The 11,823-nt window shown below is 40.9% G+C and carries 13 protein-coding genes; all 13 read right to left on the bottom strand.

Annotated features, from left to right (window positions below; translation table 11 throughout):
• Positions 1–138: 138 nt before the first annotated feature.
• On the bottom strand, positions 139–981 hold the full coding sequence (locus V7150_RS12870; RefSeq protein WP_335518587.1) for a DegV family protein: 843 nt from the start codon (positions 979–981) through the stop codon (positions 139–141).
• Positions 982–1,100: 119 nt separating this feature from the next.
• Complete coding sequence (locus tag V7150_RS12865; RefSeq protein ID WP_335518584.1) at positions 1,101–1,352, bottom strand: DUF2535 family protein; 252 nt, start codon at positions 1,350–1,352, stop codon at positions 1,101–1,103.
• Between the two features lie 251 nt (positions 1,353–1,603).
• Complete coding sequence (gene hypE, locus V7150_RS12860; protein ID WP_335518580.1) at positions 1,604–2,605, bottom strand: hydrogenase expression/formation protein HypE; 1,002 nt, start codon at positions 2,603–2,605, stop codon at positions 1,604–1,606.
• Positions 2,605–3,717 (bottom strand): hydrogenase formation protein HypD, encoded by a 1,113-nt coding sequence (hypD, locus tag V7150_RS12855; RefSeq protein ID WP_335518577.1) that lies wholly within the window; start codon positions 3,715–3,717, stop codon positions 2,605–2,607. Before hypD ends, hypE begins: the two co-directional genes overlap by 1 nt.
• Positions 3,689–3,925: a HypC/HybG/HupF family hydrogenase formation chaperone gene (locus V7150_RS12850; RefSeq protein WP_335518574.1), complete on the bottom strand. Its 237-nt coding sequence runs from the start codon at positions 3,923–3,925 to the stop codon at positions 3,689–3,691. Before V7150_RS12850 ends, hypD begins: the two co-directional genes overlap by 29 nt.
• The gene (gene hypF, locus V7150_RS12845) at positions 3,898–6,207 is read right to left on the bottom strand and encodes a carbamoyltransferase HypF (protein ID WP_335518571.1); all 2,310 of its coding nucleotides are present in this window, start codon (positions 6,205–6,207) and stop codon (positions 3,898–3,900) included. Before hypF ends, V7150_RS12850 begins: the two co-directional genes overlap by 28 nt.
• Positions 6,192–6,851 (bottom strand): hydrogenase nickel incorporation protein HypB, encoded by a 660-nt coding sequence (gene hypB, locus V7150_RS12840; protein WP_335518568.1) that lies wholly within the window; start codon positions 6,849–6,851, stop codon positions 6,192–6,194. The genes hypF and hypB overlap by 16 nt, the downstream gene beginning before the upstream one ends.
• Positions 6,848–7,207, bottom strand: coding sequence for a hydrogenase maturation nickel metallochaperone HypA/HybF (locus V7150_RS12835; RefSeq protein WP_335518869.1), 360 nt, complete (start codon positions 7,205–7,207; stop codon positions 6,848–6,850). Before V7150_RS12835 ends, hypB begins: the two co-directional genes overlap by 4 nt.
• Positions 7,200–7,643: a hypothetical protein gene (locus V7150_RS12830; protein ID WP_335518565.1), complete on the bottom strand. Its 444-nt coding sequence runs from the start codon at positions 7,641–7,643 to the stop codon at positions 7,200–7,202. The genes V7150_RS12835 and V7150_RS12830 overlap by 8 nt, the downstream gene beginning before the upstream one ends.
• Positions 7,640–8,128: a HyaD/HybD family hydrogenase maturation endopeptidase gene (locus V7150_RS12825; RefSeq protein ID WP_335518562.1), complete on the bottom strand. Its 489-nt coding sequence runs from the start codon at positions 8,126–8,128 to the stop codon at positions 7,640–7,642. The genes V7150_RS12830 and V7150_RS12825 overlap by 4 nt, the downstream gene beginning before the upstream one ends.
• A complete protein-coding gene (gene cybH / locus V7150_RS12820; protein ID WP_335518559.1) occupies positions 8,118–8,912 on the bottom strand; it encodes a Ni/Fe-hydrogenase, b-type cytochrome subunit in 795 nt (264 codons plus the stop codon). The genes V7150_RS12825 and cybH overlap by 11 nt, the downstream gene beginning before the upstream one ends.
• A gap of 11 nt (positions 8,913–8,923) precedes the next feature.
• Positions 8,924–10,645: a nickel-dependent hydrogenase large subunit gene (locus V7150_RS12815; protein ID WP_335518556.1), complete on the bottom strand. Its 1,722-nt coding sequence runs from the start codon at positions 10,643–10,645 to the stop codon at positions 8,924–8,926.
• A complete protein-coding gene (locus tag V7150_RS12810) occupies positions 10,638–11,717 on the bottom strand; it encodes a hydrogenase small subunit (protein WP_335518553.1) in 1,080 nt (359 codons plus the stop codon). The genes V7150_RS12815 and V7150_RS12810 overlap by 8 nt, the downstream gene beginning before the upstream one ends.
• Positions 11,718–11,823 lie beyond the last annotated feature (106 nt).

Raw genomic sequence — 11,823 nt, 5'->3', positions numbered from 1 at the left:
GGAAATCAACAGGCCCATTCGCAGGGACAATCAATAAATTTGATATTTAGATTTTGACAGAATAAAAAATTGCCGAGAAAATTACCCTTTCTCGACAATCTGAGGATGGGTCAGTACCATCCTTTACTCAAAAATTATTTATTCATAATAAAACATTAACGCAAGTGCACCTTTTCCAGTGTGTGTGCTGACGATTGGATTAGTGTAATCAATTTCCACATCTTGAAATCCTGTTAATTCAAAAATACTGTCTTTTATTTTTACAGCCAGCTCATAGGCCTCAGCATGCGCAATGCCAACACCGCGGATGGTCTTCCCTTTTACATCTTCCGCAAACTGCTTGGCCATAAATTTAACAACCTGTGAATGACTTCGTAACTTTGTCACCGGCGTATATTCAGCTCCTTCAAGGGAGGCAATCGGTTTGATGTTTAATAGCGAACCGATAAAAGCCTTTCCTTTCCCGATTCGTCCGCCCTTCACAAGGTTCTCTAACGTATCAACCATAATGTATAATTTTGTATGATCACGGATGGTCTCTAAATGCTCGAGAATTTCCTCGATACTTTTCCCAAGTTTCGCCATCTCTGCAGCTTCCCTTACTTGAAAGGAAAGGGCTTTCGAAATATACTTTGAATCGAAAACAGTAACTTTTGTTTCTGTCATCTGGGCTGCACTTTCCGCTGAGCGCACTGTTCCGCTCATTTTTCCCGTCATATGAATGGATAATACTTCATACCCTTCTTCACCAAGACGATCATAGACTTCAAGAAAGGCACCTGCAGAAGGCTGGGAGCTTTTTGGTAATTCTTTGGAACCACTCATTTTTTCAATAAATTCAACAGGATCGATATCCACCCGATCTAAATAGGTTTCTCCATTTATCGTTACAGCCAAAGGCACAATAATAATACCCAGCCTTTCCGCCATTTCATTTGATATATCCAATGTTGAATCGGTTACAATTTTTATTTTGCTCATACATTCACATCCCTACCATTACTGCTATGTATTATACAGGTTTCCTGTATTGAATGAAACTAAATCTATCTTTTCTCTTAATAATAAAACAGCACCGGTCGCCCGATGCTCGAATGAAACTATGCGTTATGTTTTAATTCTCCTACTTTAAACAGCTGCTCATAATCCGGCCATTTCATGACCTTTTTTAAATACTCTTTAAAGGAGTAGCATCTCTTTGGCTTGCTTTCCTGATCAATGGACGCGAGAAACGTCTGTAAACGGACTTGGATCATAAATTTATATGTACTATCTTCCTCCAATACAGGAATATCCATGACTTTAACCTTCTGTCCAACATCATTTTTGAACTCTAGGCTTTTGAATAACAAAATATCAATCCTCTTTTTCACCCGTTTGATTCTATTATACACCCAACTAAACACGAAATGTGTCTAATTATGCTTGATTTATTAATATATTTTGTGAATTATTTCCACTCAGAAAACTTAAATTGCATAATGACTCCTGTTTATGATGTTCTTTTAAAATAATTATTAACACATCAAGTAAAATTGGATGAAGGAATAAAATAATAGGTGAAAAACAGCCCCCTCTCTTATTAGAGAATGAGGGCTGTTTTTTAACATATTCTCGGAAACATCGTTCCTGATAATCTCGTTAATAATCGTTTTGAGCCAAGCGGTGTTTCTAATAATAATTGTCCTTTTCCTTTTCCAATGATGGAACCAATAACAACAGCATCTCTTCCTTCAGGGAATTTACGCAAAATATCAATCACTTTCTCTTTATCACGATTGGCTACAACAATTATCGCTTTTCCTTCATTGGCAAGATACAGTGGATCAAAACCCAATAGGTCACAAACCCCATGAACTTCTTCCTTAATAGGTAAATCAAGTTCATCAATTTTCATCGTCAATTGAAAATCTTCAGCAATTTCAACCAACGTAGTGGCCAGTCCTCCTCTTGTTGGGTCGCGCATGATCCGTACACCATCAGTAGACGTGAGAACTCCTGCTAGCATTTTATTTAAAGATGCACAATCGCTTTCAATTGGAACTGATATTCCAAGTTCGCCTCTTGCAGCAAGAACAGCAATCCCGTGATCCCCTATAGTGCCTGACACGATGATGGCGTCTCCTTCTTCAAATTCAAGGCTGCAGCCATTATTATTTTCATAGATTCCAATTCCGGTGGTATTAATGTAAACTCCATCTGCGCTGCCTCGTTCTACTACTTTTGTATCACCGGCCACAATGGTTACACCTGTTTTCTTTGCTTCGTATGCCATATCTGTGACAATTTTTTTTAAATCGGATATCGGGAAGCCTTCTTCAATAACGAAACCACAAGTTAAAAAAGCAGGTTTAGCCCCACTTACGGCCAGATCATTCACAGTCCCAGCGACCGCTAATTTACCAATTGACCCGCCGGGAAAGAATACAGGTTTAATGACAAACGAGTCAGTTGTAACAGCCATTCTAGGTGTAGATATCGTAATAGATGCCGCATCAAATAAAGCTGCATTGCCGTCCCCGAAAGCTTCAATGAATACATCTTTAATTAAACGATTGCTCAACTCCCCGCCATCACCATGTGCTAAGCTGATATATTTCTCCATTAATAGCTCTCCCTCATGTATTGATAAAATGCTGCACAGCTTCCTTCAGCCGAGACCATACACGGGCCAATCGGGTTCATTGGGTGGCAAGCTTTACCGAACAATTGACATTCACTAGGAGTAATTAATCCGCGGATGACTTCCCCGCAGCGGCATTTTGTTTTCCTCGGCTCCCCAATTTCCACCGTAAACCGTTTCTTTGCATTAAACTGGTCGTATTCCGATTTTAAATCTAACCCACTTTTTGGAATGACACCTATACCACGCCATGCCTCATCACATTCCGTCAAGTACTGATCAATCCACTTGTGAATCACCCGATTTCCGGTTTTACTTACAACTGCGGGATGATTATTTTCAATGGCAGCCCTTCCTGTTAAAGCGATATCTATTAATTTATAAATGCCTGAGAGCAATTCTGCTGTTTCAAAGCCAGTAATGACCCCGGAAATGTTGTATTCATCGACTAAGTATTTATAGGAATTCTCACCCAAAACAATCGATACATGACCAGGAAGCAAGAAGCCATCCAAATTGACTTCACCGGCATCCAATAAATAGCGAAGAACCGGCTCCACAAGCTTGGTTGTCATCCAAATGGAAAAATTCTTAATCCCTCGTTTTTCCGCTTCCCCTACCATTAAGGTAAGAATTGGAATCGTTGTTTCAAAACCTACTCCAAGAAAAATTACTTCTTTGTCAGGGTTTTCTTCTGCAACCTTAATCGTATCAACTGGTGAATATAATACGCGGATATCCTTTCCGGCAATCTTGGCATCCAGGAGTGTTTTATTTGACCCAGGTACCCTCATCATATCGCCAAAAGTACAGATAATCCTATTCTCACCTTCCGCGAGAGCCACCATAGCGTCGATCGAGCGCTGATCCGTTACACATACAGGACAACCTGGACCGGATATGAGATTCACATCCTCTTTCAAGCATTGCTTAACCCCTGTGCGTGCAAGCGACATTGTATGAGAACCGCAAACCTCCATAAACGCAGGCTTACGGCCAAACTTCTTCTGGAATTCTTTTGATTTTGCAATAACAGCTTCGACAAGCGGCTTACAAATTTCAGGATTATTCGACTGTTTCAGCATTTCGAGCATCTACAAGCCTCCTCCATTCTTCCACACTTTGCCTTGCATAGGTTTCATCGACAATACTCATGGCCTGACCCGCATGAACAATGACATAATTACCTAGCTCGACTTCAGGTACAAAAATGGTTCCTACCGTCGTCTGGGAACCCATTACATCCACAACTGCACTGTATTCCATTTTTTTCACTACCTTTGCTGGTACTCCAACGCACATTGATTAACACTCCTTTTTGCAGCAGCAACGATTAATTGCCCGTATGATAATCCCCCATCATTACAAGGAACCCTTTCAGGAACAAACACTTTAAAAGACCTTTCTCTCAATTCAGCTGTAATTCTTTTTCTTAAATAACGATTATGGAAACTTCCGCCAGACAAAACCACCGTTTTCTCAGCATCAGGATTTTTTTCATTCAAATACACCAAGGCACTGACAATAGCTTGAACAACAGTTTCATGAAATCTTCCGCTAATTGTTTTGACTTCCTTACCTGTAATAACATCTAAAGCAATTTCTTTCACCATTTTTGAAAAATTAATTGTTAATAACTCTTTGTCCATTAATTCAAATGGGTAAGGTTCGAACAGGATCCTGTCGTCCGCAAGTTCTGCTAACTTTATTGCAGCTTCCCCGTCATAACTGGAAACTTTCGTTACACCGCATAGGGCACTTACCGCATCGAACAGCCTTCCACATGTCCCGGCGTAAACAGTATTAACATTCCTTTCAATCATTGCATTCAATATATCAATCTCTGATAATTTATCTGTAAAAATAGCTTTTGCAATGGCAATGCCCTCCTCACCATGAAGTGAGATAAGCATGGCGGCAGCATTTCGCCACGGCTCGCGAATACACTTTTCACCTCCGGGAAGGGGAGTATAGTGTAAATGGGCTATGCGCTCAAACTCAAAAGGATCTCCATATAAAATTTCAAATCCCCATATGTTACCGTCAAGACCAAAGCCTGTTCCATCAAGAATGATTCCATAAGCCTTCCCGGATATTTGATGTTCCTCCATACAGGCAGCCATATGGGCATGATGATGCTGGACCTCTAAAATTTCATCAAACTTGTATTCTTTTGCCAGATTCTGAACATGATAGGCTGGGTGTGCATCGATAACAGCCGTGGTTTTCGGGATATCAATCCACCTTAATAGATGTTCTAATTCTTGTTTATAATGATCAATCGTTTCAATATTTTCTAAATCACCAATATGAAGACCGACAAAAATCTGCTCATTTCGACCAATCGTAAACGTGGTCTTTTGCTGACCGCCGAAAGAGACAATTCCTGTCACATCTTGACTTGTTGAAAATGGGTCTGGGACGTATCCCCTTGACCGGCGAAGAAAATCAAGCTTTCCATCATTCATTTGAACAACAGAATCATCTACTGGATGAAGAATCTCACGATTATGGACGAGATAGAAATCAGCAATTGTCGTTAAATATTGAAAGGCATCTTCATCTTTAAAAAGAATTGGCATCCCTGATGGATTTGCACTTGTCATTACGAGACAAGATAGATCAGAATCAGTAAATAGTAAATGATGGAGCGGTGTGTATGGGAGCATCACTCCAATCGTGCTCATCCCTGGTGCAACACTATCAGCAAGCGAATATTGGTCATTTTTCTTCAGTACCACAATCGGTGACTCCGGACTTTTCAACAGGTTACGTTCATCCCTATCCAATTCGGCATGACCTTCCACTTCTGAAATGGAAGCAGCCATAACCGCCAGCGGCCGCGATGGCCGATTTTTCCTTTTTCGTAATACAGCCACTGCCTTCTCATTTCGAGCATCGCAGCAAAGATGATATCCGCCAATTCCTTTTATCGATAAAATTTTCCCTTCTTTTAACAACTGTACCGCAGCCTTGATTGGCGTCACTGAATCTACTTCCAAACCATTCACATCAAGTAAGCGTACAATTGGTCCACATTTTGGACATGCAATTGGCTGGGCATGGTGACGCCGGTTAGTGGGATCTTCATATTCTCTTTGGCAATCGTCGCACATTGAAAAGCTCTTCATCGATGTGTACGGCCTGTCATACGGCAATTCCTCGATAATGGTGTAGCGCGGACCACACTGGGTGCAATTGATAAACGGGTATTGATATCGAAAATCCTTTGGGTCATTCATTTCGTTCAAGCAATCATCACAAACAGCCGAATCAATTGGAATAACGAGCATTGATGTACCAATCCGTTCACTCGGAATGATGGTAAATTCGGTTAGCTTTTGGGAATCAGCCTCTTCTACCAATATCTCATATATTTTTGATAGTCTCGGAGCCTTATTTTTTAACTCCGATAAAAAAGCTTGAACATTCACTAAAGCCCCCTCAAGGTGAATTTTAACGCCGTCCATATTATTCTGAACGGTTCCACTCAGCTGGTATTTGTCTGCAAGCTGAAAGACGAATGGCCGGAAGCCGACGCCCTGCACCCTGCCGCGGACGGCAATCTTTACTGCTGTATCCATTTTGAATAAGCTCCTTCAATCCAAGAAAACCATTCATATAGACCTTCCTGTGTCCGAGCAGAGAGTGGGAGTAGATTTGATTCTGGATTGATTTCTGATAAGTCCTTTCTCGCTTCCTCCACACTAAAATCCAAGTATGGAAGTAAATCTATTTTATTTAATAGTACAAGCTCAGTACGCATAAACATTTGCGGATATTTTGGGATTTTATCATTACCTTCGGGAACACTTAAAACGGCGACTTTATGCTGCTGGCCTAAATCATAGCCAGATGGGCAAACAAGATTTCCAACATTTTCGATGAAGAGAATATCGATTTCATCAAGATCAAATTCTGCTAACGCAGCGGCTACCATACGGGCATCAAGGTGGCAGCCGCCATGTGTATTGATTTGAACCGCTTTAGCACCCATTGCTCGAATCCGTTCCGCATCCCTTTCCGTTGCTAAATCTCCTTCAATGACGGCGATTCGATATTTTCCGGAAAGTACCCTTACCGTTTCTTCCAATAGTGTGGTCTTTCCTGCTCCAGGAGAGCTCATTAGATTAATCACTAAGGTTTTTGTGTTTTGGAAAAGCTCTCGATTGAACTCTGCAGCCTTATTGTTATTTGTTAACACATCTGTTTTCAATGTCACTTTCATTTTCCATTACTCCCTTCGTATGATAAAACCTGAAATGTTTCCCCTGTCAGCACCTTTCCTGAAGGAACAAGACAGCTTGGACATAAAGCTATTTTCTGGTCTGGTTTGTACTCTTTACCACACAGGACACACTTTGCTTTTGCTTCTTCAAGATGAATCACTAGTTCGGCATTTTTTGTAAATAGATGCAGATTTTCATCGCGAAAAATTTCAAAAGCCATTCTTAAGGCATCTGGCATTGCATTGGCGATCTCTCCGACAATTAATTCAACCTTTTCTATTTTTCGAATACCATTTGCTGCAGCGTCTTCCTGCACAAGCTGAAGAATATCTCCCATCAACGACATTTCATGCATCAATACCACCCTGTTTCCTATGCATCTGGATTCCGATTAAATAAGTATCATTCTTCCGTTTTAATGGGTAGGATCCGAGCTGTAAATCACCGGATTGGGTCCTAAAATTGAATTCTTTTTGACAATTCAAACATTTCCCAGTTGAATATAGTGTTGAAAGGTAAATAATATTCGAACATACAGGACACACTCCATCGATTGCCTGCATGTTCGTTCCATTAAGAAAAACTATTACGGGCTTCCCGCCAAAAAACTTCATTTCAAGGTCGGAGTATAGCTCTTGTTCTTTAATAAAAGGATGCCAAGTGATGCCTAAAGCCCTGTCCGTCGCTGCTTCTACCTTTCCCAAGTCCTCGCTAAAAAAAGGCTCATAAACGGATTTAGCAGTTTGGAAAAGACCTTCTGCCATTTCCTTTAAAAAATCGCCTCGTTTCATAACACCCTTCTCCACAGCTTGACTTGATCCAATACCACATTAGCAAGTTCATTAAGCATGCTTTGATTGGTCTCTGTCAAACCGATTCCTAATTGTAGTGAAGTTGGCTGCATCCCATACATAACAATTTGCTTTGGATATCTTTCCCGCATTTTTGCGGCAAATAAAACCTCTTGGAAACCAAGCTGGTGGATGGACATTTTTATCCCAAAATAAGCAGGAATCTCATCACCCTCTAGCTTTATGATCGTTCCGCCTTCTTTGCCGGAATTAATCGCATCAATGATGATGAGGTTTTCAGCATCCTCAACAGGTCCAAGCAATTTCATCCCGTCTGTTAACCCTTCGATAATTTCGATATTTTCATCTTCTTTTAATGCTTCCTCGAGCAATGGTAAAAGGTGAATGCCAACACCCTCATCAGAGAAGAGGGTGTTGCCAATACCAAGAATAGTAATTTTTTTATCTAGCTGTTTATTTTTCATTCTTTTCACCAACTGATTTGTTCGTAGTTGTTTTATAGCCTGTAATCATCGAAGAAATAGATCCATTACGTTCTAAATAGTCATCACGGAAGGCCATGTACACGTGGATGAGTGTAAAAAGCATGAAGCCCCATGCGGCTATATGATGCCATGAGCGAATGGTGTAGCTATCTCCGCCAAAAAGATATGGCACCCAAACAAACAGTTTTGCCCAAAATGACTCGGGCTGCGGCTCGAAGTACAAATAAAAACCTGTTAACATCACAATCCATGAGCCAAGCCCGATAAAAATCCAATAGCTTAACTGAGCGAGAGGGTTATGACCAACATAATGCGGCTTTTTATTTTTCAAAAATAAATAGTATTTAACGGTTTCGAAAACTTCCTTCCAGAATATCCATCTAAGAGGGTTGGATGTTGCAAACTTGTTTCCGATTGCTACCCAATACAATCGGAATATGAGATTAATCACAAAAAGAAATGCTGCAAAAAAATGAATATATCTCATCCATCCCATTAAATTGGAATAATAAGCTTCCTCCGGAATTCCAGCGGATGCAAAGGGTTTCCCAATGTAAATTCCTGTTCCCATTAATACAAAAATGGCGAGCATATTTAACCAGTGAAAAATCCTTACGGGCAATTCCCAAACATAGGCTCTGACTTCATTTTTTATTTGTTTATAAACAATCGGTCTTTCTGGGTGAAACGAGTTCTCGCTGTTGATCACCGGATTTTCAGGGAACTGGCCAGGCGTTTGAGTCGGCAATTTTGGCGCACCCATTTTCTCAACTCCTAACCTATACGAATTTCGGTCGTTTTATTTGTTTCCAAGTCGGTTAAGTGAACGGCACAGGCAAGACATGGGTCAAATGAATGAATTATCCGCATGATTTCTAATGGTTGCTCCTTATTTAACATTGGTGTACCTTTAAGTGCCGCTTCATAGGCACCAATTTTATTTTTGTGATCACGTGGTGATGCATTCCAAGTAGAAGGAACAACAGCCTGATAGTTATGTGTTTTCCCATCTTTAATATCAATCCAATGTCCAAGTGCACCGCGTGGTGCTTCCAACCAGCCTACACCCTTGGCTCGTTCCGGCCATGTACTTGGTTCCCATTTTGAACGGTCAAATGTTGTTTGATTACCACTTTTCACATTTTTCAGTAGTTCATCCATATCATTACGTAACCATCCTGAAATCAAGACCGTTTCAAGACCGCGTGCAATGGTACGTCCTAATGCGGATTGTAAAGCTGTAATTGGAAGATCAAGCTTTTTCAATGTTTCATCAACAATATTAACAATCTCTTCTTTTCCTGAAGCATAGCCAACAAACATCCTTGCAAGCGGACCTGTTTCCATCGGATGCTCTTTCCAGCGCGGGGCTTTTAACCAGCTATACTGTTTATCAGTATCTAGTGTTTTAAAAGGTGCTTTTGGCCCGGTATAATTAAACGTGGTCTCACCTTCAAATGGATGCTTTCCTATGCCGCCTTCTTTTCCATCATAGGTATACCAAGAGTGGTCAATAAATTCCTGTACATGCTTAGGATCTTTAAGGTCAACATCTAAAACCTCTTTGAGGTTGCCATTTAAGATAATTCCCCGAGGCATCCGGTATAGCTTCGTGTCATAAATGTCACCTGTTGAGAAATCACCATAGCATAGGTAATTATTTATGCCGCCGCCATATGTCCAATCTTTATAAAATGATCCAATTGCGAGTAAATCTGGAATATATACTTGATTTACAAATTCCCGTGCTTGGTCAATAATCTGTGATACATGCATTAACCTTTCTGCATGCACCCCATTATCACTATCAATATCAAGCGGTGTGGCCATTCCACCCACTACGTAATGCGGGTGAGGGTTTTTACCGCCAAAGATCGTATGAATTTTGACAAATTCTTTTTGCCAATCTAATGCTTCTAAGTAGTGGGCAACGGCAAGTAAGTTCACTTCTGGAGGGAGTTTGTACGCTTTATGACCCCAATAACCGTTTGCAAAAATCCCTAGCTGCCCGCTTTCAACCAATTTCTTCACCTTATTTTGCACATCAGTGAAGTAACCTGGTGATGATTTTGGCCAGCTTGATATCGACTGAGCAAGTTGCGAGGTCTCTGCTGGATTTGCACTAATCGCACTGATAACATCTACCCAATCCAAAGCGTGTAAATGATAAAAATGGACAACATGATCATGAATAAATTGGGTTTCGTTCATAATGTCACGGATTAAATGGGCATTTCTTGGAATCTTTATTTTAAGGGCATCCTCTACTGCTCGGATCGATGAAAGAGCATGTACCGAAGTACATACACCGCAAATTCTCTGCACATAGGCCCAAACATCGCGAGGGTCACGATCTTTAACAATCAATTCAAGTCCACGGACAGATGTACCTGAGCTAAATGCATCTTTAATGACACCTTGCTCATCTATATCTACTTCTACACGAAGGTGACCTTCAATTCTTGTTATTGGATCTACTACTATACGTTCACTCATGTTCTTCACCTCGTTTGTCATCTAACTTTTTCTTGATTACCGTCCCTGTAGCATGAACAGCAATGCCCGCTGTGGTCAAGCCAATGGTTGCTAGGCCTACTGCATCTGGATTGATCGTTGTTTGTGTTCCAGGTATTTTGGCTCTCCTCGTATATAATGGACCATTATCCCAGAAGTCTTTTTCTGAACATCCGAAGCATGGGTTACCGGATTGAATAGGATAGCTTACCCCGCCATTCCAGCGCATTTCCGCACAAGAGTTATAGGTTGTTGGACCTTTACAGCCCACTTTATATAGGCAATATCCTTGTTTTGCACCTTCATCATCAAAAGATTCAACAAACAATCCCGAATCAAAATAAGCTCGTCTGTTACATTTGTCATGAATTCGGTGACGATAAAACGCTTTCGGCCGACCAAATTGATCCAGCTCCGGTAATTTTCCAAATGTAATGATGTGTGCAATTACCCCCGTCATGACTTCAGCTATTGGCGGGCACCCTGGAACAAGGATGGTTGGTGTATTCTTTACAAAGCTTGTGACCGGTTTAGCTCCTGTAGGGTTCGGATGTGCAGCAGCAATTCCACCCCAAGCAGAACAGGAACCATAGGCAACAATTGCCTTTGCTCCTGCAGCCATTTCCAAGAATGTTTCCTTTGCCGACTGCCCCCCCACCGTTAAGAAGGCATCATCATCTGGGATGCTACCTTCCACCGCAAGTAAATATTCACCTTTATAATCCTTTAATACTTGTTTCATAGAAGCTTCTGCCTGGTGACCGGATGGTACCGAAAGGACTTCAGAATATTCTAGTGAAATCATTTCTAGTAAGACACTTTCTGTTTTCGGTTGTGATGACCGAATAAATGATTCGGAACAACCGGTGCAATCCTGGAATTGCAGCCATACAACTGGTACTCTTTTCTTTGTTTCCATGGCTTTAACAACTTGATCGGACTGTGTAAACTCCAACCCAAGTACGGCAGATAATGCTGTACACATTTTTAGAAAATCACGTCGGCTGAAACCATGGTCGATCGCGGCTTCATATACCGTTTTCTGTCTCTTCATCCGCTAATCCCTCCACTTAGCATAAAAGTAAGTAAAAATTGAACTCAAGAAAATTGTAGTATAATAATAGGCAATTCGTCCTGAATTTTCCGAAAAGTACACAAAG

This window comes from Neobacillus drentensis, from assembly GCF_036965245.1.
GTDB classification, from domain to species: Bacteria; Bacillota; Bacilli; order Bacillales; family Cytobacillaceae; genus Neobacillus; species Neobacillus drentensis_G.
Note: the sequence above shows the minus strand (reverse complement) of the source record. Positions and strands in the feature narration are given on the sequence as shown.

What these genes read in the sequence shown, in the direction of transcription:
- V7150_RS12870 (WP_335518587.1), bottom strand. Translation starts at nt 981, where the DNA reads ATGAGCAAAATAAAAATTGTAACCGATTCAACATTGGATATATCAAAT.
- hypE (WP_335518580.1), bottom strand. Translation starts at nt 2,605, where the DNA reads ATGGAGAAATATATCAGCTTAGCACATGGTGATGGCGGGGAGTTGAGC.
- hypD (WP_335518577.1), bottom strand. Translation starts at nt 3,717, where the DNA reads ATGCTCGAAATGCTGAAACAGTCGAATAATCCTGAAATTTGTAAGCCG.
- V7150_RS12850 (WP_335518574.1), bottom strand. Translation starts at nt 3,925, where the DNA reads ATGTGCGTTGGAGTACCAGCAAAGGTAGTGAAAAAAATGGAATACAGT.
- hypF (WP_335518571.1), bottom strand. Translation starts at nt 6,207, where the DNA reads ATGGATACAGCAGTAAAGATTGCCGTCCGCGGCAGGGTGCAGGGCGTC.
- hypB (WP_335518568.1), bottom strand. Translation starts at nt 6,851, where the DNA reads ATGAAAGTGACATTGAAAACAGATGTGTTAACAAATAACAATAAGGCT.
- V7150_RS12835 (WP_335518869.1), bottom strand. Translation starts at nt 7,207, where the DNA reads ATGCATGAAATGTCGTTGATGGGAGATATTCTTCAGCTTGTGCAGGAA.
- V7150_RS12830 (WP_335518565.1), bottom strand. Translation starts at nt 7,643, where the DNA reads ATGAAACGAGGCGATTTTTTAAAGGAAATGGCAGAAGGTCTTTTCCAA.
- V7150_RS12825 (WP_335518562.1), bottom strand. Translation starts at nt 8,128, where the DNA reads ATGAAAAATAAACAGCTAGATAAAAAAATTACTATTCTTGGTATTGGC.
- cybH (WP_335518559.1), bottom strand. Translation starts at nt 8,912, where the DNA reads ATGGGTGCGCCAAAATTGCCGACTCAAACGCCTGGCCAGTTCCCTGAA.
- V7150_RS12815 (WP_335518556.1), bottom strand. Translation starts at nt 10,645, where the DNA reads ATGAGTGAACGTATAGTAGTAGATCCAATAACAAGAATTGAAGGTCAC.
- V7150_RS12810 (WP_335518553.1), bottom strand. Translation starts at nt 11,717, where the DNA reads ATGAAGAGACAGAAAACGGTATATGAAGCCGCGATCGACCATGGTTTC.